Here is a 21,696-nt window from a genome sequence, read left to right on the forward strand (position 1 = left end):
TTTTCTGCACGAGGTGCAGCGCAGATGCAATGCAGCAAAGCTCTGTTTACCTTTACGCTTTTCGAACTCGGTGATCCGCCATATAGTCGGCGAAGACAGGGGTTCCCGTAGAACGGGAAAAAGGGGGCGAAATGCGGTTAACTTGCCCGAATTGCGGCGCGCAGTATGAAGTGCCTGATGGCGTGGTTCCACAGGCCGGTCGTGACGTGCAATGTTCCAATTGCGGTCAAACCTGGTTCCAGCATCACCCCGATGACGCCGCCGCATCCCCGGACGCGTTGGAAATGGAACAAGAGGCTTTGCCAGAAGCCGGACTGACACCGGAACCCGCCCCAGAAACCAAATCACCTCAACGGCGTCAACTTGATCCGTCGATTGCAGAAGTGCTGAAGGCCGAAGCAGAGCGCGAAGCCCTGGCGCGCGAAGCCGAACGCAGCACAGGATTGGAAAGCCAGCCTGAACTGGGGCTTAGAGAACCCGAAGATGAAGCATCCCGCCGATCGCGCGAAGCGCAGGCACGGATGGCGCGGATGCGTGGGGCGTCAGAAGAAGAACAGGAACCAGAACCAGACATCATGGCCGAAGACGCGCCGTCTTCGCGCCGCGACCTGCTGCCCGATATCGATGAAATCAATTCTTCTCTGCGCGCCGCTTCGGACCGTCGCCCGGCCGAAGCGGATGACCACGCCGCCCCCGGCATGCCAACAGATGTCGAAACGCAACCGCGTCGCAGCGGGTTCCGCCGTGGCTTCGTGCTGGCCATTGCGGTGGCAGCGGCGTTTTGGACGGTTTATCTTTATTCCGTCCCGATCAGCACCAAAGTTCCGGCGTTGCAGCCGGTTCTGACATCTTATGTCACCGTCATCGATCAGGCACGTGGGGTGCTGGACGCACAAATCCAAGCTTTGCTGGTCAAACTGGATGCTCTTAGTTCCGAAGCCGCCAGCTGAGCATCAGCACCGCATTAAAGCGCTGCGAACAGGGTCGACAGCCGGTCGGCTTCGTCACTGGTGCCGAACGGCGTGTTGATCAGGTACAGGCCCGACCCGATCATCCGATGGCCGGGCCTTGCCGGGCCAAACTGCACCTCATGACGTAAAACGCCGGGCAGATCCTTGGCCTCCAGCGCCTGCAACATCGGCTGGTGCGCCCCGCTGGTCAGGATTGGATACCACAATGCCACGACCCCGACATTCCATTTACGGTGCAGTTTGGCGACAAAACCGGGCAGCATGTCGTAATCGCTTTTCAGCTCGTAGCTGGGATCGATCAGCACCAGACCACGACGCGGTTCGGGCGGGGTTGCGGCCAGAAGCATCTCGAACCCGTCTTGCTTCAGGCAGCGCGCGCCGGTGCCGTTCATGGTCCGATCCAGCGCTTCGAATTCACGCGGATGCAGTTCGGCCAGCGTCATCCGATCCTGTGGGCGCAGCAATTGCGCCGCCAGTACAGGCGATCCGGGATAGCTGCGGCCCCCGTATTGTGCCCGGACCTGCGTCAGCGCGGCCATGTAGGGATGATCTTGGGAAAACCAGCCCAGCGCCTCGACCGCATCGATACCTGCCGACGCTTCGCCGGTTTTGACCGCCTCGGCCGCATCCAGTGCATAAAGCCCGCGTCCGGCATGAGTTTCGAAATAGCTCAACGGTTTGTCCTTGACCGTCATATAGCTCAGCATTCGGGCCAGCAGTGCATGTTTCTGCACATCCGCCAAGTTTCCTGCATGATAAATATGTTGATATGACAGCATGTCCGCGCCTTCTTTTATCTGCTGATACGGTGTCAGGTCAGGCCATGGCAATCGGCCTTTGCCCGCTTTCCGGGCAGGCTGGGCGAAAAGACGCTGATTTACACCGGATCGGCCCTTTTCCATTGTGCCACCTGCCCCTATAACAGCATCTGCTTCCAGACCGCAGAGTCGCGGAGGCTGAATGGGTATTTTCACCAAAGGGCACCATCCGCATGGCATTCTTCGACAAACTGCCGGGCCTGTTTTCGTCAGACATGGCGATCGACCTGGGTACGGCAAACACGCTGGTCTATGTCAAAGGCCGCGGCGTCATCCTGAGCGAACCATCGGTGGTGGCCTATCACGTCAAGGATGGCGTGAAAAAGGTTCTTGCAGTGGGCGAAGACGCCAAGCTGATGCTGGGCCGCACCCCCGGGTCAATCGAAGCGATCCGCCCGATGCGCGACGGCGTGATCGCGGATTTCGACGTCGCCGAGGAAATGATCAAGCACTTCATCCGCAAGGTGCACAAGCGGTCGACCTTTTCTAAACCGAAAATCATCGTCTGCGTTCCGCATGGGGCTACCCCGGTTGAAAAACGCGCGATCCGTCAATCGGTTCTGTCTGCTGGCGCCCGCCGCGCCGGGCTGATCGCCGAACCGATTGCGGCCGCGATCGGTGCCGGTATGCCGATCACCGACCCGACTGGCAACATGGTCGTCGATATCGGTGGCGGCACCACCGAAGTCGCGGTGCTGAGCTTGGGGGACATCGTCTATGCCCGTTCTGTTCGCGTCGGTGGCGACCGGATGGACGAAGCGATCATCAACTACCTGCGACGCAACCAGAACCTGCTGGTCGGTGAAAGCACCGCAGAACGGATCAAGACCACCATCGGCACCGCCCGGATGCCCGATGATGGGCGCGGCGCGTCGATGCAGATCCGCGGGCGCGACCTGTTGAACGGCGTGCCAAAGGAAACCGAAATCAGCCAGGCCCAAGTGGCAGAAGCCCTGTCCGAACCGGTGCAGCAGATTTGCGAAGCGGTGATGACTGCGCTGGAAGCGACCCCTCCGGATCTGGCCGCTGATATTGTCGACCGTGGCGTGATGCTGACCGGTGGCGGCGCATTGCTCGGTGATCTCGATCTGGCACTGCGGGAATCAACCGGGTTGTCGGTTTCCATTGCAGACGAAAGCCTGAATTGCGTTGCTCTGGGCACCGGCAAGGCGCTGGAATACGAAAAACAACTGCGGCACGCGATTGACTACGACAGCTGAGCGACCCACCTTTTGCTGAAAAAGGGGTATCCGTGGCGAAAGACAGATCACAGGGCGAAGACTATCTGGGGCCCCTGAAGCGGTTGCTGACGGGGGTGATCGTCCTCTGCCTGATCGGAATTTTTCTGGTGTGGCGGATCGACAGCCCGCGGGTGGAACGGTTCCGGGCCCAAGTGGTCGACAAGGTGGTGCCCAGTTTCGATTGGGCCATGGCACCAGTCACCGGAACGGTGAACCTGATCCACGATTTCCAATCCTATCAACGCATCGTCGACCAGAACCGCGAATTACGCCGCGAATTGCAGCAGATGAAGGCTTGGAAAGAAGCCGCGTTGCAGCTGGAACAGGAAAACGCGCGCCTGCTGGATCTGAACAAGGTCCGGCTGGATCCGCGCCTGACCTATGTCACCGGCGTGGTGTTGGCCGATAGCGGATCACCATTCCGGCAATCGGTATTGCTGAACGTAGGTGCCCGTGACGGGATCGTCGATGGCTGGGCGACGATGGACGGAATCGGGTTGGTCGGACGGATTTCTGGCGTCGGCAAGAATACCTCGCGGGTGATCCTGCTGACCGATACGTCCAGCCGGATTCCGGTGATGATTCAGCCCTCGGATCAACACGCGATGATTGCCGGGGACAATACTGCCGCGCCGCCGATCACATTTCTGGAAGACCCGGATCTGGTTCGACCGGGCGACCGGGTGGTTTCATCGGGCGATGGCGGGGTATTTCCCGCGGGTCTGCTGGTCGGACAGGTGGCACAGGATCCCGGCGGCCGAATGCGGGTGCGCCTGTCGGCCGATTACGAACGGCTGGAATTTTTGCGGGTGCTGCGCAATCCGGGAACCGAAGCGATTACTGATGCCGGTGCATTGATCGTCCCGGATGGGGTACCTCTCGCCACCGCCGACCCGGCAAAGGACGCAATCAATGAATAACGCGCTGCTATCCCGACGCTGGACGATGCAGCTTGCCTTTGTTGCACTGTCGCTGGCCATTGTGTTTTTTCAGCTCCTGCCGCTGGAAACGGTGCCGCGGCGCTGGACCGGTCCCGATCTTCTGATCCTGATCACCTTTGTCTGGGCCGTGCGCCGCCCCGACTACGTTCCGGCAATTCTGGTCGCGGTTGTCTTCCTGTTGGGCGATCTGCTGTTTCAGCGCCCGCCGGGATTGCTGGCGGCGCTGACCGTGCTGGCGTGCGAAGCGCTCAAGCGGCGTTCGCGCAGCCTGCGCGACCAGACTTTTCCTGTGGAATGGTTGATTGTATCCGGTGCGCTGCTTCTGGTCATGCTTGGCAATCGGCTGGTGCTGGCGATCCTGTTGATCCCGCAGGCCCCGGTCGGGTTGACCCTGATCCAGTTGATCATGACCATACTGACCTATCCCTTGATCGCGGCGCTGTCGCATTTCTTGTTCGGGGTGCGCCCCATCGCGGCCAATGACGCCGAAGCGCTGAGGCACGGGTCATGAGACGCTCACCCCGCGAAAGCGTCGACAGTGCGCGCAAGGTCTCCCGCCGTGCCCTTTTGTTGGGTGGGGCGCAGATCGGCTTTGGTGGTCTTCTGGCGCTGAGGATGCGCTATATGCAGGTCGATCAGGCCGATGAATTCCGTCTTCTGGCCGAAGAAAACCGGATCAATATCCGCCTGATTCCGCCCGCACGCGGCGAAGTGTTCGACCGCCACGGCATGGTCATCGCCAAGAACGAACCAAGCTACCGGATCACCATCGTGCGCGAAGACGCAGGTGACGTGGATGACGTCATCCGCCGACTATCGGCACTGGTCGAACTGGACGAAGAAGAACTGAACCGCGCCTTGGCCGAAATGAAACGCAGCGCACCGTTTTTGCCGGTAACGGTTGCCGACCGGGTCAGTTGGGAAGCCATCAGCCGGGTCGCGGTCAATGCGCCCGCCTTGCCCGGGATAACCCCCGAAGTCGGATTGTCGCGCCAATATCCACTGGGTCCTGATTTTGCCCATGTGACGGGCTATGTCGGGCCGGTATCCGATTACGACCTCAGCAAGATCGAAGACCCCGACCAATTGTTGCGCATTCCACGTTTCCAGATCGGTAAAGTCGGGCTTGAAGCTAAACTGGAAGAGCAACTGCGCGGCAAGGCCGGGGCGAAACGGGTCGAAGTAAACGCGGTTGGCCGGGTGATGCGGGAACTGGACCGGCGCGAAGGTCAGGCCGGCGCAAACCTGCAACTGACCCTCGATCACCGGTTGCAGAACTATGTTCAGGCCCGACTAGGTCAGGAAAGCGCCGCCGCCGTGGTGTTGGATTGCAATACCGGCGACATTCTGGCCTGTGCCTCTGCCCCGACATTCGACCCGAACCTTTTCGTGCGCGGTATATCTGTGGCCGACTACAAGGGATTGACCGAAAACCCCTATCGGCCGCTGGCCAACAAGACGGTGCAGGGGCTGTATCCGCCCGGGTCGACCTTCAAGATGGTCACAGCGCTTGCGGCGCTGGATGCAGGCGTGGTGACGCCCGATGAAACCGTGTACTGCCGCGGCCATATCGAGATTTCCAACCGGCGTTTCCATTGCTGGAAACGGGCCGGTCATGGCCATGTCGATCTGGAAACCTCGCTCAGAGAAAGCTGTGACGTCTATTATTATGATCTGGCCATGCGGGTGGGGATCGAAAATATCTCGGCCATGGCCGAACAGCTTGGACTGAGTCAGCGGTATGACATTCCAATGTCGGCTGTCGCCCGGGGCCGCGCTCCGACCAAAGCGTGGAAGAAGGAAACCTACGATCAGGATTGGGTGATCGGTGACACGGTCAACGCTTCGATCGGACAGGGCTATGTGCTGGCTTCTCCGCTGCAACTGGCAGTGATGAGCGCCCGGCTGGCCACCGGTCGTGCCGTCGAACCGCGGCTGATCAAAACGATCGATGGCGTCGAGCAGCCGCATCGCGGTGGCGAAGCCTTGGCGGTGGACGAAGAATTGCTTAAACAGGTGCGCAAGGCGATGTTCGCGGTGTCAAACAACCGCCGAGGAACCGCCTATCGCAGCCGTATCATCGAAGATGCGTTTCGAATGGCAGGAAAAACCGGCACCAGCCAAGTGCGCAATATTACGACCGCCGAGCGCGCCCGCGGGGTAACCAGCAACAAGGACTTGCCCTGGGAACGGCGCGACCATGCCCTGTTCGTCGACTTTGCCCCCTACAAGTCGCCTAAATACGCGGTGGCGGTGGTGGTTGAACACGGCGGTGGCGGATCGACCGTTGCCGCGCCGATCGCCCGTGACGTTACCTTGCAGGCGCTCTATGACGGTGATCCGCCGCTCGAAGCCTATCCCGCCGCCGACCGATCCCGGATCAAAGCGCAGCAGGAAAGGCTGCGCCGGGAACGGCCCGACTTGCTCAGCACCGCCCGGTCGCGCGCATGAGCTATCTTGAATATTCCGTAAAGACCGTCCCAGCGGGCCTGCGCAAGCTGCTTTATCTAAACTGGCCGCTGGCGCTGTTGCTGACCGCTGTGGCAGGGTTCGGGTTTCTGATGCTCTATTCGGTGGCAGGCGGGTCATTCACGCCTTGGGCCGCACCACAGATGAAACGGTTTGCCCTAGGGATGGTGGTCATGGTCATGGTCGGCATGGTACCGATCTGGTTCTGGCGCAACATGGCAGGGGTCGCCTATCTGGGGTCCCTGCTATTGCTGATATTTGTCGATCTATTCGGCGCGGTTGGCATGGGGGCACAGCGCTGGATCGATCTGGGTTTTATGCGGCTGCAACCTTCGGAATTGTCCAAGATCACCTTGGTGATGCTGCTGGCGGCCTATTACGATTGGTTGCCCCTGAAACGGGTCTCTCGCCCGGTTTGGGTGATGATCCCGGTGTTCCTGATCCTGCTGCCCACCGCATTGGTGTTGAAACAGCCCGATCTGGGAACCTCTTTGCTGCTGGTTTTTGCCGGTGCGGCGATGATGTTTTTTGCAGGTGTGCATTGGGGCTATTTCGCAGCCGTAATCGCCATGGGGGTCGGGCTGATCACGGCCGTGTTCCAATCCCGGGGTACCGGTTGGCAAATGCTGAAGGATTACCAATATCGCAGGATCGATACCTTCCTTGATCCGTCCAGCGATCCGTTGGGGGCGGGGTATCACATCACCCAGTCAAAAATTGCACTTGGATCCGGCGGCTGGGCCGGGCGTGGTTTCATGCAGGGCACCCAGTCGCGGTTGAATTTCCTGCCAGAAAAGCACACCGATTTCATTTTCACCACCCTAGCCGAAGAATTCGGGTTCCTGGGGGCGTTTTCGCTGCTGACGCTGTACCTGTTGATCATCGTTTTTTGCATATCTTCGGCGATGTCGAACAAGGATCGGTTTTCGTCGCTGCTGACGTTGGGCATCGCGGTCACGTTCTTCCTGTTCTTCGCCGTCAATATGTCGATGGTGATGGGGTTGGCACCGGTGGTGGGGGTGCCGCTGCCGCTGGTCAGCTATGGCGGGTCGGCAATGCTTGTACTTCTGGCCGCTTTCGGTTTGGTTCAAAGCGCACATATTCACAAACCGAGGTAACACATGACGGTCAATGTCCTGTTCGCCCATAACGATGTCAATTGGGACGTCTATAAGGGCACGTTGGAAAAGGCGCTGACGGATGCGGGGGTTCCTGCCAACCTGTCCCGCGATCTGACACCTGAAGAGGTGGATTATATCGTCTATGCGCCTTCAAGCCCGTTGCAGGATTTCACCCCCTATACCCGCGCCAAGGCCGTTTTGAGCCTTTGGGCGGGGGTGGAAACTGTCACCGGAAACGCTACGCTCAACATGCCATTAGCCCGGATGGTCGATTTCGGCCTGACTCAGGGCATGACGGAATGGGTGACCGGCCACGTGCTGCGCCATCATCTGGATATCGATTACACGCTTCGCCATCAGGACGGCGACTGGCTGCCACGGGTGCCGCCGCTGGCGCGTAGCCGCCGGGTGAGTGTTCTTGGGCTTGGCGCGCTTGGCAGCGCCTGTGCGCAAGCTTTGGCCGGACTAGGTTTCCCGGTCAGCGGCTGGAGCCGAAGCCCCAAACAGATTGACGGCGTCAGTTGCTATTCTGGCGATGCCGGGCTGAAAGCAACGCTGGAACAGGCCGATATTCTGGTGCTGCTGTTGCCCTTCACCCCGGCCACCGAAAACGTGCTGAATGCTGAAAGCCTGAGCTGGATGCCGCAAGGCGCATGTGTGATCAATCCCGGCCGAGGTCAGTTGATCGATGACGACGCTTTGCTGGACGCGCTGGATGATGGAAAAATTGCGCGCGCCACGCTTGATGTGTTCCGCGTTGAACCGCTGCCGGCCGAACATGCTTATTGGGCGCATCCGAATGTGACGGTGACACCGCATATCGCGTCAGAAACGCGGCCCGAAACGGCTTCGGAAGTGATTGCAGAAAACATCCGGCGCGGAGAGGCAGGCGAGCCGTTTTTGCATCTGGTGGATCGGGGACTTGGGTATTGACGGGACGCGCTGCGAAACGCTCCGGCAGAGGCCGTCAGCGGTCAGCGCAAAATGGGGGGTTTGTCCGGGTCTGATCCGGGCGCATTTCGACCGATTTCCTGCGGTTGTTCCGGCTGCGGCAGATCGAATCGCAACCCCCATTGCGCCAGCTTCGCCGCCAGCGGGTCGCTGGCACGCACGAAACTGACATCCAGCGCCCCGGCCTCAACCCCGGAAAACGTCAGCGCTTCGGACACCGCCTTGGCCAAAGCGTCTTCGGCCCCGGGCGTTGCATCGACAAAGGCCAGCAGGTGATTGCGGCCACCGCCTTCGTAAACCGCCGTCGCCAGATAGGCCGAATGCGCCAACCCTGCCGCAGTGGCGAGCTTGGCATCCAGCCCCTGAAGCAGCACCTCGGGCAACCCGGTCGGACGCCCGATTTCTTCGATCCGCGCCTCGGCCTGTTCGGGTGCGTGACCAAGCGTTTCGGCCAACCAGTTGACCGCCTCGGGCGGGATCAGGATCGCCGAAGGCGCCACATCCAGATTAACACCCAGTCCGATGTCCTGCCCTGCCAGCAGCCCGGCAATCACCCGCCCCGACAGAGCGGCATAGGGTGCAGGGGCGCCGGTGAATTGCGTCAGCCGGTCTTCACGGTCGAACACCAGAACGAAACGATGATCGGACAGATCGAACAGTTCGGGCGTCACATTTTCATCTGCGGGTTCTTCGCTCAGCAACAAAAACAGCTCGCTATCGGCCAGACGTTCATAAAACCGCAGCCTCGCCGCGTCGTTCGTGTCATCTGCCGTCATTGCGGCATGGGCATTGTCCAGTGCAGTCAGGTCGGTCATCGGTCATCCTTTCGGCTTGCCCTGCGGTACTTCGCCCTCCATCTTTGAGCAAGCCTAATCCGCCCCGCGAATGGTCACAGGACGAGGAATGACATATGAGTCTGGCCAAAGACATCGCCGCCTGCCGGATCTGCGCCGACCGTTTCGCCGCAACCGCGACGAGGCATACGCCGCGCCCGGTGCCGTGGTTCCGGCCCTCGGCCCGGATATTGATCGCCGGTCAGGCCCCGGGGCTGCGGGTGCATGAGGCAGGCAAGCCGTTCTTCGACCGATCCGGCGACCGGTTGCGGGATTGGCTGGGACTTAGCCAAGAAGAATTCTACGATCTGAATCTTGTCGCCTGTGTACCGGCAGCTTTCTGCTTTCCCGGCTACAACGCCAAACGCGCCGATTTACCACCACCGCCGATCTGTGCCGGAACATGGCAAGACAAGGTGATGGAGGAACTGCCTGCGCTGCAACTCAAGATATTGGTCGGGGCCTATGCCCATCGCAACCATCTGGGGGAAAAAGGCCCGCTGACAGAAACGGTGCAAAACTGGCAACGCCATGCGCCCGGAGTTTTCGTGCTGCCGCATCCATCTTGGCGCAATACTGGCTGGCTGCGGCGCAATCCTTGGTTCGAAGCCGACCTTTTGCCGGAACTCAAAGCGACGATACGGTCCGTGATGGATCAGACCCAATCCAACCAGCAACACAGTTCTTAAGCTCTGCCCCAGTCAAATCGCGGGAACGCCACGGGTCGACGTCATCCTGCGGTCAAAGATTCGTGACCTAGACGCCGCTATTAGTCAAATTTACGGCTCAAAACCTTGCCGACCTAGGCCATTTCGCCTAACTGTCGCGGAAATTCCAAGGGCTAGAGGTTGGAGATTACATGTATCGCGTCTGGAACTTCTTAACCAACTATTCACTGCTGTTGATTTTCGGTGCGGTGACGGCCCTGATTTGGGCAAATCTGGACGCACATAGCTATCACCAAATCGTCGATTTTGCGATCTGGGAACACGCACCGATCGGCCAAATGCATGACGGAAGCCGCACCCTGACTTTGCATTACCTGATCAATGATGTGCTGATGGCGTTCTTCTTTGCCATTGCCGCAAAAGAAGTGTGGGAAGCCATCATCCTGAAAAACGGATCGCTGCGTGGGAAAAAGGCGGCAACACCCCTTTTCGCCACCGTGGGCGGCATGTTGGGGCCAATCGCGGTCTATCTCGGCATGGCGTATTTCATCTGGCCCGACACTTATGGCGACGTTCAAAACGGTTGGGCGATCCCGACGGCCACCGATATCGCATTTTCTTATCTGGTTGGCAGAATGGTCTTTGGCGCGGGGCATCCGGCGGTGCGTTTCCTGCTGCTGCTGGCGATCGCCGATGACGCTGCCGGACTGATCATTCTGGCAGTATTCTATCCATCGTCGGAACTGGCCCCCGAATGGTTGTTCTTGTCACTCGGCGCAGCAATTGCGGTATTTGCTCTGGCAAACTGGCTGCCGCGGTATATGGATCGTGGCAATCAGGCCCGCCCGGTTTCAACTTGGGTGCGGCAGAAGCTGAAATTCTGGCCGTATCTGATCGCGGGTTGCGTCAGCTGGTTCGGATTTCAAGAAGCGGGCATTCACCCCGCTTTGGGCCTGCTGCCGATCGTGCCCACGATCCCGCATGCCGATCGCGCCTTTGGTATATTCAGCGAAGCCGAACAATATTTATCGGATCTGCTAAATCAGATCGAACATTTGCTGAAACACCCTGTTGAAATTATCTTGTTCTTCTTCGGATTGCTGAATGCCGGTGTGGAATTTTCAGCGATTTCCGAACCGACTTGGCTGGTGCTGTTCGGCCTTTTGGTTGGCAAGCCGGTGGGGATTTTGATCTTCGGTGTCGTTGGCGCACATGTTTTGCGTCTCGGCCTGCCGCAGGGCATGCGTACCATCGATTTGCTGGTGATCGGCTGTGTCGCGGCGATCGGCTTTACGGTATCGTTGTTCGTGGCTTCGGTCGCCTTCCCCGGCGGTCCGGTTCAGGACGCTGCAAAAATGGGGGCACTGTTCAGCTTCAGCGCAGCCGGACTATCATTGATTGTCGGCAAGTTTTTCCGAGTTGTTAAGCAAGAATTCTGACCCGACATCGACCTCAAATCAAAGAAACCGGCTCCGAAAGGTGCCGGTTTTTCTATATTTAGCCTTAATTTTGCCCTCTACTGCATGGCATATCTATACTTAAGTACCAATCTGGTCGTTAACGAAGCGGCAAAGGAACCTTTAAGATCAGATCGCTAAACTGGGGACCACGAGGAGGAACCAAGCCCGCGATGCTCGAATTTGAGAATGTCAGCAAGTCCTTTTGGACCGGAACACAGCGCAAGGTGATCCTTGACCGCGTGTCCTTCCGCGTGGAATTGGGACAATCACTTGGCATTCTGGCCCCCAACGGCACTGGCAAAACGACCCTTGTCAATATGATGGCAGGGTTAGAAAAACCGGACGAAGGTGTGATCCGCCGCAGTAGCCGGGTGTCTTTCCCGCTGGGATTCATGGGCGGCGTGGTCAACAAGCATTCGGCGGTGGAAAACAGCCGCTATATCGCCCGCCTTTACGGATTGGACCCCGATTATGTAGAAGCTTTCTGCCGCTGGCTTTGCGGCTTGGGGGAATATTTCGAACAGCCCTTGGGCACCTATTCCTCGGGGATGAAGGCGCGGTTTTCCTTTGCATTGCTGTTAGCGCTGGAGTTCGATATTTATCTGATCGACGAAGGTATGCCCGGATCGACCGATGTCGAATTCAACAAGAAAGCCGGCGACATCCTGCGCGAACGCCTGCGTACCACGACTGTGATCATCGTCTCGCACCAGCCCGCGACGTTGGAAAAATTTGCCCGTTCAGCGGCTGTTCTGATGAATGGCCAGCTGCATATGTTTGACACCTTGGAAGAAGCGAAACAGCTCTATGACTATGAAACCCAAGGCTAAGAAATTCCGCATTCGCCGCACCATGCCGACCGGTGGCGCGGCCGCACAGCCGCAAACCGATGCGATGCAGGATGTCCCCGATCAGGCTCTGGCCCCTAAAACCGCCGCCCCCGGTCAGCCGACGCGCACTTACATTTCCGATGTGCGCACCCGATCCGAAGCCGCTTCTGCCGCCGGAAATGGCACCGCACAGCCTAGGCCGCAGGTTCGTAAATTGCAGGTGGAACGCGGGCCCCAGATCCCGGACCAGAAACAAACTCAAGACCCCGCAATGCAGGGCATGGTGTCGTCTGCTTCCGAAACTCAGGTGGATCAGGAAATCGATGCAATCCGCAAAGAAGGCCTGACTGGGCGTCAATTGCGCATGGCGCGCCGGGTGGCGCAAAAACACGGACTGGCACCGACGTCGGATTTCGACGCCGTCCGCCTGCTGCGCGCCAACGGGATCGATCCGTTCGAACGGTCGACCATGCTGGAACTTGTCGTGCCTCGGGATGATCAACCCGATGCAACGGACCAGCTACCGGCGAAAACAGCGCCGCAACAATTGCCACAAACCGTGCCGTCGCCCGACAAGAATTTGCCTTCGACCGAATTCAGTCCCGCCGACCGCCGCAGCGCCGAAATCATGCAAATTCAGCGAGATATTGCACGCCGTCGCCGTCGCAAACTGACTTTGCTGCTGACACGGTTGTCCTTTTTCATCTTTTTGCCAACGATCCTTGTCGGCTGGTATTTCTATTTCGTCGCCTCGCCGCTTTATGCGACCAAAGCAGAATTCCTGATCCTCGAAGCCGACGCCACCGGCGGGTCGGCCTTGGGTGGTCTGTTATCCGGCACCCAATTCGCCACCAACCAGGATGCGATCGCGGTACAAAGCTATCTGATGTCGCGCGACGCGATGCAGCGGCTGGAAAAGGATATGGGGTTCAAGGCGCATTTCAGTCAGGACTTCATCGATCCGATCAAGCGGCTGCCACCTGATGCGACCGACGAAACAGCCTACAAGCTTTTCAAACGCTATGTGAAAATCGGCTATGACCCAACCGAAGGGGTGATCAAGATGGAAGTGATCGCCACCGATCCGCAGGTCAGCGCCGCGTTTTCCGAACATCTGATTTCCTATGCCGAAAAACGGGTTGACGACCTGTCGCGGCGCAAGCGCGAAGACCAGATGCGCGAAGCCCGCACCACCTTGGAAGAAGCCAGCAAGGAACGCCGCGAGGCGCAGCAGAAGCTTGTTTTGCTGCAAGAAGGCACCCTGCTTGATCCCGAAGGCGAAATGGCAAGCATCCGGGCGCTGGTCAACAATGTGGAAATGCAGCTTCAGGATAAAGATTTGCAACTGCAAACGCAGTTGAACAACCCACGGCCCAACAAATCGAAAGTGCAAGCGCTGGAAACCGAAACCCGCCTGCTGCGGGAAGAACTGAACCGGCAAAAAGCACGCCTGAACCAAGCCAAGGACGGCGACACCTCGCTGGCCGCCAAGGCGGCACAGATCCAGATGGCGCAGGCCGATCTGGCCACCGCTGATCTCTTCTTGCAATCGGCGCTGCAGAATGAAAAGCAGACCGCCATGGAAGCCAACCGTCAGGTGCGCTACCTGACCACCTCGGTGCGCCCCGTGGCACCAGACGCCGCCGCCTATCCTCGCGCCTTCGAAAACACGATCTTGGCCTTTCTGGTATTGTCCGGGGCTTATCTGATGCTGTCGCTCACTGCATCGATCCTGCGCGAACAGGTTTCCACCTGATCTGTATCCGGGGCTGTTTGCGTCATCCGCAAGCAGCCCCTTTTCGATTACCGAAAAAATCAACCCGTTTTGTTGTATTCCCGCCATATGCTGGGCATACAAGTCAGCAGTAATTTCAATCTCGAAGCGAGCCTTACAGTGACCAAGCCCAATTTCGACGTCACCCCAAATACTTGGGAATTCCTCAAAGATCCGATGATCAAACCAACCGGTTTTCGCGAATACGATGCGCGGTGGAAATATCCCGACGAAATCAATCTGCCTGGGATGACTGCGCTTGGTCTTGGGATCGGCACCCAGATGCGCAAACACGGGCTCGACCCGGTGATCGCTGTCGGCAACGATTACCGCGATTATTCTGTGACGATCAAACAGGCGCTGGTGATCGGACTGATGCAAGCCGGCATTCAGGTCAAGGATATCGGCCCGTGCATCACGCCGATGGCCTATTTCAGCCAATTCCACCTCGACGCACCCGCCGTGGCGATGGTGACCGCGTCGCATAACCCCAATGGCTGGACCGGGGTCAAGATGGGGTTCCAACGCCCGTTGACCCACGGCCCTGATGAAATGTCCGAATTGAAAGACATCGTTCTGGAAGGCAAAGGCGTGACAGCCCCCGGCGGCAGCTATGAAATCGTCGATGGCGTGTTCGATGCCTATATGGACGATCTGGTGGGTGATTTCAAAATGTCCCGCAAGCTCAAGGTCGTCTGCGCCACTGGTAACGGCACCGCCTCGGCCTTTGGTCCTCTGCTGTTCGAACGGCTTGGCGTTGAAGTCGTGCCAAGCCACAATCGGCTCGATTACACCTTCCCGCATTACAACCCCAATCCCGAAGCGATGGAAATGCTGCACGACATGTCCAACAGCGTCAAAGCCAGCGGGGCAGATTTTGCCCTTGGCTTTGATGGCGACGGCGATCGTTGCGGCGTGGTCGATGACGAAGGCGAAGAAATTTTCGCCGATAAATTCGGGGTGATCATGGCCCGTGATCTGGCCAAGCTTTACCCAGGATCGACCTTCGTCGCGGATGTGAAATCGACCGGACTGTTCGCCTCCGATCCTGAATTGCAGAAATATGACATCAAGGCCGATTACTGGAAAACCGGCCACAGCCACATGAAACGCCGGGTTCATGCCCTTGGCGCGTTGGCGGGGTTCGAAAAATCCGGTCACTATTTCCTCGCCGGTGATATCGGGCGCGGCTATGATGATGGCATGCGGGTGGCTGTGGAAATCTGCAAACTGATGGACCGCAACCCGGATATGAAAATGTCCGATCTGCGCAAGGCGCTGCCGAAAACGTGGTCAACACCGACCATGTCGCCCTATTGTGCCGATACGGAAAAATATGCCGTGCTGGACCGGCTGGTGGAAAAACTGGTCGCCAAGGCGGCGGCTGGAGATACTTTCGCGGGCAAGGCAATCAAGGAAGTGGTGACGGTAAACGGTGCCCGGGTAATCCTTGAAAACGGTTCCTGGGGGCTGGTGCGGGCGTCATCGAACACCCCGAACCTGGTGGTGGTCATCGAATCCAGTGAAAGCGAAGCAGAAATGCGCGCCATCTTCGCAGAAATCGATGCGGTGATACGGACCGAACCTCTGGTCGGTGACTACGATCAAACGATCTGACACCGTACAGCCCTTCAGCTTCTTCTTGGTAAAATTACTCCGGGGGTGAATGCGCGCGGCGCGCGCAGAGGGGGCAGCGCCCCCTCCTTCCTCTAGGCTGTCAAGAACCGCTTGGGATCGAGAGCCGCGATTACTTCCGGTGCAACATCCGGGTGATCCCCTGCAATCAACGCGGCAGTCAGCCGCGACAACGCCGGGGCCGTCTGCACCCCATAGCCGCCCTGCCCGGCCAGCCAGAAAAACCCTTCGACCTGTGGATCGAAACCGACCAGCGGGGTCCGGTCGGGCGCAAAGCTGCGCAGTCCGGCCCAGCTGTGTTCGACCCGGGTAACGGGCACGGTCACCGCTTGTTCGAACCGGTGCAAACCTTCGGCCAGCACCATATCGTCGGCCCAGGCGTCTTGTGGTTCGATCGGGTCTTCATCCGCCGGACTGACCATCAACTTGCCGGCTTCTGGTTTGGCATACCACTGTTCGGAAATACTGCCGAAAAGCGGCCAGCGACGCACATCTCGGCCTTCCGGTGCGGGCAGGATCGCCGCCGAGCGGCGCATCGGTTGCACCGCGATCGGCAACGCCCCAGCCATGTCTGCAACCGCACCAGCCCATGCCCCGGCGGCATTCACCACGATGGGCGCGGTATATTCAGTGCCGCCCGCGCTGACTTGCCAGCCATCACCCCCGCGCCGTAACGCCGTCACCATCGCCCCAGTCACGATCCGGCCACCGCGCGCCGTCAGCAGCCGCGCAAAGCCCGCCAACATGCGATCCACGTCGATATCCTGCGCATCCCATTCGATCGCTGCCCGGGCGATGCAATCCGGCCGCAGGATCGGCACTAATTCCACCGCTTGCGCCGGACTCAGCATTTCCATCCCGGTCGCGTCCGCGACATAGGCATCTAGCTGATCCAATTCGTCATCTTGCGCCAACAGCAATTCGCCGCGTGGCGACAGCAGGGAACTGTCCGCCACCCCGTCCGGGGCTTCCATGAACGGTGCCGAGGCCGCGTTCAGCGCACGCAAAGCCGCATTGCCGTAATTGCGGATGAATATCGCCGCCGACCGCCCGGTGGCGTGATACCCCGTGCGCGGTTCCGCTTCGAGAAGCAGAACCGACATGTGATCTGCCAACCGTGCGGCAGCGCTGACCCCGGCGATACCTCCGCCGATAACGATGACATCAGCGCCGGTCATACTGCTGCCAACCCGCGCCCTTTGAGCAGCGCTTCAACCCCCGGCATCCGGCCTCGGAAGGCGGTATAAAGCGCTTCCGCCTCCTGCGATCCGCCGGTGGACAGGATATTGGCTTCCAACGCCCGTGCCATTTCTGGGTCGAACGGGTTTCCCACCTCCTCGAAGGCCGCGAACGCGTCGGCATCCATCACTTCCGACCACATATAGCTGTAATAACCCGAACTGTAGCCGTCACCGGAAAACACATGGGCGAATTGCGGCGTGGCATGGCGCATCGCGATCTGTTTCGGCATGCCCAGCCGGTCCAGAATGTCAGCCTGCATCGCCATCGGGTCGGCAGGTGCTGCCCCTTTGTGAAAAGCCAGATCGACAAGGGCCGAGGCAACATACTCTACCGTCTGGAACCCTTGGTCGAAATTCGCAGCGCCCAACACCTTATCCAACATCTCCTGCGGCATCGGTTCCCCGGTTTCGGCATGAGTGGCGAATTGCGACAGGACTTCGGGCACTTCCAGCCAATGTTCAAAAAGCTGGCTCGGCAATTCAACAAAATCGCGCGCCACTGATGTGCCGGATATGCTTTCATAGGTCACGTTCGACAACATCTGGTGCAGCGCATGGCCGAATTCGTGGAACAGAGTACGCGCATCGTCATAGGACAAAAGCGCCGGATCGGCCTTGGCGAAGTTGCAGACATTGATCACGACTGGAGTCTGGTCTTTGGGAAACTTCGCCTGCGCCCGCATCGCCGAACACCACGCGCCCGACCGTTTCGATCCGCGCGCGAAATAGTCGCCGATGAAAACGGCGACGTGCTTGCCGCCCCGCGTCACGTTCCATGCACGGCAATCGGGATGGTAAAGCGCCGCATCCAGCGGTTTGAACTCCAGCCCGAACAGCCGGTTGGCGCAGTCGAAAGCGGCTTCGATCATGCGGTCAAGCTGCAGATAGGGTTTCAGTGCCGCTTCATCCAGATCGTGTTCCGCCTTGCGACGTCGGGCAGCGTAATAATGCCAATCCCACGCTTCCAGATCGCCATTGATGCCGTCGTCATGCATCATCTGTTCAAGCACCTTGGCATCCGCTTCCGCCTGCGTCTTGGCTGGCTGCCAGACGGCAAGCAGAAGGTCTTCCACCTTTTCAGGTGTCTTCGCCATTTCGGTTTCCAGCTTGTAGGCGGCGAAATTGTCATAGCCCAGCAACTGCGCACGTTCTTCGCGCAGCTTCAGGATTTCGGCGGCGATGGCACGGTTGTCATGTTGTCCGCCATTCGCCCCCCGCGACACGAAGGCACGATAGGCCTGTTCGCGCAAATTACGGCGCGGTGAAAATTGCAAAAACGGTGTGATGATCGACCGCGAGGTGGTGACGATGGGACCATCGACACCTTTTTCCTTGCCTGCGGCGCGCATTGCTCCCGTGACAAAATCGGGCAAACCTTCAAGATCGTCCTCGGCCACTTCCATGAACCATTCACGTTCATCGGCCAGCAGGTTTTGGGTGAATTCGGTGCCCAAAGTCGCCAGACGTCCCTTGATCGCGGCCATCCGTGCATCCGCGGCGCCTTCCAATGCGGCGCCCGCACGTACAAAGCCGCGACGGGTCAACATTAGAACCCGTTCCTGTTCCGCGTTCAGCCCCAGATCATCTTTGCGCTGCCACAGATCCTCCACCCGCTGAAACAGGGGTTTATTCGATGAAATCGCCGCGTAATGGGCGGCAAGCTTTGGTGAAAAGTCGCGTTGCAAACCTTCGCGCACAGGATTGCTGTCGGCCCCGGCCACTGTGTAAAAAACTGACAGAACCTTGTGCATCCCCTCGCCTGCAGCTTCCAGCGCTTCAATCGTGTTGGCGAAAGTCGGAGCTTCGGGATTGCCTGAAATCGCGGCAATTTCGGCATTGTGTTCGGCAAGCGCGATGTCGAAAGCGGGGGCAAAATCGGCATCTTCGATCCGATCGAACGGGGCGATTTCAAACGGTGTGTCCCAATGGGACAGAAGCGGGTTGGTCATGAACAGGTCTCCTTTGCACGGCAAGGTAGGCCTGATGTTTTCCGACTTCCAGCCCCCTAATGCCCACCACAGATCGGACAGTCGTCGCGCGGCTTCAGCCTGATCTTGCGGGTTTCGCCCCAGAGCGCGTCATAGATCAGCATTTCACCGCGCAGCGCAGCCCCTGCACCGGTAATCAGCTTGATCGCTTCGACCGCCATCATTGCGCCCACCACTCCGGGCAAAGGTCCGATCACCCCCGCTTCGGCGCAAGACGGTGCCAGACCGGGCGCCGGTGCTTCGGGAAAGATACACTGATAACAAGGGCCGGATGTGGCCGGATCAAACACGCTCAATTGACCTTCCCATTGCGACAAGGCACCTGAAATCAGCGGCTTACCCAGCTTCACCGCTGTTTCGTTGGACAGGTAGCGGGTGGTAAAATTGTCGGTGCCGTCAAGGATCAGATCGTAATCGGAAAACAGTTCTGTCGCCATATCTGGTTCCAGCCGCCGCTTGTAAGGGCGCACCGTCACGAAAGGGTTCTGCGCTTGCATCGTGGCTTTGGCGGAAAACACCTTGGCGCTGCCAATATCCGCATCGCGGTGGATCACCTGCCGTTGCAGGTTGGAATTGTCGACCTCATCGTCGTCGATCACACCGATTGTACCGACCCCTGCTGCGGCCAGGTACATCAATGCGGGCGCCCCCAAGCCACCGGCCCCAATCACCAAAACCCGTGCATTTTTCAGCTTCTTCTGACCCGTGCCGCCAATTTCGCGCAGCATGATATGGCGGGCATAACGATTGAGTTCTGTTTCACTGAAACTGCCTGCGGGTTTTGTGTTCGTCCCCGGTTCGGGTTGCGCCCGGTTCCGCGCCCAGCCCAACCCCTGACGATAGACCAGAACCAACACCACGAAACCACCCAGCAGCAGCCAAGGTGCGGCAGAACCGCCGGTGGATTGGCGCAAAACGTGCCCTTCAGGCAGCACAAGGTGCAGCGCCACCACCGCAAGCCATAACAGCCCGATCATCAAGCCGCGTAACGCATAGGGCGTTTTGAGCGCAGCCCCGATCACCCAGAGCGCCGCCGCAATGATCAGAACCAGCCCCATCAGCCGTGCCCGGTCGACCCGAACCCGCCTTCGCCCCGGCCGGTATCACTCAACCCGTCTACGATGGCGAATTGCGCCTGCACTACCGGAGCCACGACCATTTGCGCGACCCGATCCCCATGGGCAACATGGAAAGGTTGGTTGCTGGCATTGTGCAAGATCACCCCGACGGGACCGCGATAATCGCTGTCGATGGTGCCGGGGCTGTTGGGAATCGTGATCCCGTGTTTCAGCGCCAGACCCGAACGCGGTCGGATCTGCACCTCAAACCCTTCGGGGATTTCGAACCGCAGCCCGGTCTGGATCACCGCCCGGAAACCCGGCGCAATGGTCATCCCTTCTTCGCGGAAATCGGGGGCGAAATTGGCACGGATATCCGCCCCCGCCGCCCCGACAGTCGCGTAGGTCGGCAATGGAATAGACCGATCCGCACCTTGATCCCAGATCACCGCGATTTGCACCATATTACGCCCTCTCCAATTCTTCGACGATCCGAACCGCCAACCGCCGGGCGGTTTCATCTTTGCTCAGCCTTGGCCATTGTTCGACCGCGTCGTCGCGGATCAGGATGACGGCGTTTTCGCTGCCGCCCATGATTCCGGTTTCTGGGCTGACATCATTGGCCACAATCCAGTCGCATTGCTTGCGTGCCCGTTTCGCCTGTGCATGTGCGATCACGTCATCGGTTTCTGCGGCGAAGCCGACCACCAACCCCGGACGACCCGATTTCATCTGGCTAACCGTCGCCAGAATATCGGGGTTTTCGGCGAATTCGAGCACCGGCAATTGCCCGTTTTGTTTCTTGATCTTCGATGCCGAAGACGATGCCACCCGCCAATCGGCAACGGCGGCGGCAAACACCGCGACATCGACCGGCAGCGTATTTTGCACCGCGTCGAGCATCTGTTGCGCGGTTTGCACCGCGATCACGGCGACCCCAGAGGGTGGCGGCACGTCGGCCGGGCCTGTGACGAAAACCACATCCGCGCCAAGCGCGACAAGCGCCTTGGCAATCGCTGTTCCCTGTGCCCCAGACGACCTGTTGGCGATGTACCGCACTGGGTCAATCGGTTCATGGGTTGGCCCCGATGTCACCAAAATCCGTTTTCCCTTTAGCGGCCCATCGGACAAAGCAGCCCCGACCGCTTCGACGATCTGCATCGGTTCAACCATCCGACCGGGTCCGTATTCGCCACAGGCCATATCGCCTTCGTCCGGGCCCAGAACGGTGATCCCATCTTGCTGCAATTGGACCAAATTACGTTGAGTCGCAGCGTGGTCCCACATCCGCACATTCATCGCCGGTGCAATCATCACCGGCGTATCGGTCGCCATCAACAGGGTCGAAGCCAAGTCATTGGCATGTCCACCTGCCATTTTGGCCATCAGATCGGCGGTTGCAGGTGCCACCACGATCAGGTCTGCGGCACGCGATAGCTGAATATGGCCCATCTCGGCTTCGTCGGTCAGATCAAACAGGTCGGTATAGGCTTTTTCCCCCGAAACCGAGGCAATCGTCAGCGGTGTCACGAACTCTTGCGCGGCCCGGGTCATCACCGGCGTTACTGCCGCCCCGCGTTCGCGCAGGCGTCGAATCAGATCGGGCGTTTTGAACGCCGCAATCCCGCCCCCGATGATCAATAAAATGCGCTTACCATTCAGCATGCCGCCCCCCCGATCTGTGTTGCGCCGGACAG

At 59.1% G+C, this 21,696-nt stretch carries 19 protein-coding genes; 12 read left to right on the forward strand and 7 right to left on the reverse strand.

Annotation, left to right across the window (positions count from 1 at the left end; translation table 11 throughout):
* Positions 1 to 131: 131 nt before the first annotated feature.
* A complete protein-coding gene (locus tag TG4357_RS10795; RefSeq protein WP_058262906.1) occupies positions 132 to 950 on the forward strand; it encodes a zinc-ribbon domain-containing protein in 819 nt (272 codons plus the stop codon).
* A gap of 14 nt (positions 951 to 964) precedes the next feature.
* On the opposite strand, the gene TG4357_RS10800 is transcribed toward TG4357_RS10795, so the two are convergent.
* Positions 965 to 1,750, reverse strand: coding sequence for a 23S rRNA (adenine(2030)-N(6))-methyltransferase RlmJ (locus tag TG4357_RS10800; RefSeq protein ID WP_058262999.1), 786 nt, complete (start codon positions 1,748 to 1,750; stop codon positions 965 to 967).
* 212 nt (positions 1,751 to 1,962) lie between these two features.
* Here TG4357_RS10800 and TG4357_RS10805 point away from each other — a divergent pair, with 212 nt between their 5' ends.
* From TG4357_RS10805 to TG4357_RS10830, 6 genes are read left to right on the forward strand one after another with little or no spacing between them, the layout of a single operon-like run.
* Positions 1,963 to 3,009 carry a rod shape-determining protein gene (locus TG4357_RS10805; RefSeq protein ID WP_058262907.1) on the forward strand — a complete coding sequence of 349 codons (1,047 nt, stop codon included), beginning with the start codon at positions 1,963 to 1,965 and terminating at the stop codon, positions 3,007 to 3,009.
* A 32-nt stretch (positions 3,010 to 3,041) separates the two neighbouring features.
* Positions 3,042 to 3,950, forward strand: coding sequence for a rod shape-determining protein MreC (gene mreC / locus TG4357_RS10810; RefSeq protein ID WP_058262908.1), 909 nt, complete (start codon positions 3,042 to 3,044; stop codon positions 3,948 to 3,950).
* Positions 3,943 to 4,482 carry a hypothetical protein gene (locus TG4357_RS10815; RefSeq protein WP_058262909.1) on the forward strand — a complete coding sequence of 180 codons (540 nt, stop codon included), beginning with the start codon at positions 3,943 to 3,945 and terminating at the stop codon, positions 4,480 to 4,482. Before mreC ends, TG4357_RS10815 begins: the two co-directional genes overlap by 8 nt.
* Entirely contained in the window at positions 4,479 to 6,422 is a 1,944-nt protein-coding gene (gene mrdA / locus TG4357_RS10820) for a penicillin-binding protein 2 (RefSeq protein ID WP_058262910.1), read from the forward strand. Before TG4357_RS10815 ends, mrdA begins: the two co-directional genes overlap by 4 nt.
* Complete coding sequence (gene rodA / locus TG4357_RS10825; RefSeq protein WP_058262911.1) at positions 6,419 to 7,558, forward strand: rod shape-determining protein RodA; 1,140 nt, start codon at positions 6,419 to 6,421, stop codon at positions 7,556 to 7,558. Before mrdA ends, rodA begins: the two co-directional genes overlap by 4 nt.
* Positions 7,559 to 7,561: 3 nt before the next feature.
* Positions 7,562 to 8,494, forward strand: coding sequence for a 2-hydroxyacid dehydrogenase (locus TG4357_RS10830; protein ID WP_058262912.1), 933 nt, complete (start codon positions 7,562 to 7,564; stop codon positions 8,492 to 8,494).
* A 41-nt stretch (positions 8,495 to 8,535) separates the two neighbouring features.
* Here TG4357_RS10830 and TG4357_RS10835 read toward each other — a convergent pair whose 3' ends face one another.
* Entirely contained in the window at positions 8,536 to 9,327 is a 792-nt protein-coding gene (locus TG4357_RS10835; RefSeq protein WP_058262913.1) for an SseB family protein, read from the reverse strand.
* A 95-nt stretch (positions 9,328 to 9,422) separates the two neighbouring features.
* Between TG4357_RS10835 and TG4357_RS10840 the strand changes: the two genes are divergently transcribed.
* The 5 genes from TG4357_RS10840 to TG4357_RS10860 all read left to right on the forward strand — a co-directional run bounded on the left by TG4357_RS10840 (position 9,423) and on the right by TG4357_RS10860 (position 15,694).
* Positions 9,423 to 10,034 carry a uracil-DNA glycosylase family protein gene (locus TG4357_RS10840; RefSeq protein ID WP_058262914.1) on the forward strand — a complete coding sequence of 204 codons (612 nt, stop codon included), beginning with the start codon at positions 9,423 to 9,425 and terminating at the stop codon, positions 10,032 to 10,034.
* Positions 10,035 to 10,204: 170 nt separating this feature from the next.
* Complete coding sequence (locus tag TG4357_RS10845) at positions 10,205 to 11,452, forward strand: Na+/H+ antiporter NhaA (RefSeq protein ID WP_058262915.1); 1,248 nt, start codon at positions 10,205 to 10,207, stop codon at positions 11,450 to 11,452.
* A gap of 191 nt (positions 11,453 to 11,643) precedes the next feature.
* Positions 11,644 to 12,303: an ABC transporter ATP-binding protein gene (locus TG4357_RS10850; protein WP_058262916.1), complete on the forward strand. Its 660-nt coding sequence runs from the start codon at positions 11,644 to 11,646 to the stop codon at positions 12,301 to 12,303.
* On the forward strand, positions 12,281 to 14,059 hold the full coding sequence (locus tag TG4357_RS10855) for a KpsE/RkpR family capsule polysaccharide export protein (RefSeq protein ID WP_058262917.1): 1,779 nt from the start codon (positions 12,281 to 12,283) through the stop codon (positions 14,057 to 14,059). The genes TG4357_RS10850 and TG4357_RS10855 overlap by 23 nt, the downstream gene beginning before the upstream one ends.
* Before the next feature lie 138 nt (positions 14,060 to 14,197).
* A complete protein-coding gene (locus tag TG4357_RS10860) occupies positions 14,198 to 15,694 on the forward strand; it encodes a phosphomannomutase/phosphoglucomutase (protein WP_058263000.1) in 1,497 nt (498 codons plus the stop codon).
* Positions 15,695 to 15,786: 92 nt separating this feature from the next.
* Here TG4357_RS10860 and TG4357_RS10865 read toward each other — a convergent pair whose 3' ends face one another.
* The 5 genes from TG4357_RS10865 to coaBC are packed head-to-tail and all read right to left on the reverse strand — an operon-like array spanning position 15,787 to position 21,664.
* On the reverse strand, positions 15,787 to 16,890 hold the full coding sequence (locus TG4357_RS10865; RefSeq protein WP_058262918.1) for an NAD(P)/FAD-dependent oxidoreductase: 1,104 nt from the start codon (positions 16,888 to 16,890) through the stop codon (positions 15,787 to 15,789).
* The gene (locus TG4357_RS10870; RefSeq protein ID WP_058262919.1) at positions 16,887 to 18,902 is read right to left on the reverse strand and encodes a M3 family metallopeptidase; all 2,016 of its coding nucleotides are present in this window, start codon (positions 18,900 to 18,902) and stop codon (positions 16,887 to 16,889) included. Before TG4357_RS10870 ends, TG4357_RS10865 begins: the two co-directional genes overlap by 4 nt.
* Positions 18,903 to 18,958: 56 nt before the next feature.
* On the reverse strand, positions 18,959 to 19,999 hold the full coding sequence (locus TG4357_RS10875; protein WP_058262920.1) for a HesA/MoeB/ThiF family protein: 1,041 nt from the start codon (positions 19,997 to 19,999) through the stop codon (positions 18,959 to 18,961).
* Positions 19,999 to 20,463: a dUTP diphosphatase gene (dut, locus tag TG4357_RS10880; RefSeq protein ID WP_058262921.1), complete on the reverse strand. Its 465-nt coding sequence runs from the start codon at positions 20,461 to 20,463 to the stop codon at positions 19,999 to 20,001. Before dut ends, TG4357_RS10875 begins: the two co-directional genes overlap by 1 nt.
* 1 nt (position 20,464) lies before the next feature.
* Positions 20,465 to 21,664, reverse strand: a complete 1,200-nt coding sequence (gene coaBC, locus TG4357_RS10885; RefSeq protein ID WP_058262922.1) for a bifunctional phosphopantothenoylcysteine decarboxylase/phosphopantothenate--cysteine ligase CoaBC — start codon at positions 21,662 to 21,664, stop codon at positions 20,465 to 20,467.
* Positions 21,665 to 21,696 lie beyond the last annotated feature (32 nt).

The organism is Thalassovita gelatinovora (genome assembly GCF_001458355.1).
GTDB lineage: Bacteria > Pseudomonadota > Alphaproteobacteria > Rhodobacterales > Rhodobacteraceae > Thalassobius > Thalassobius gelatinovorus.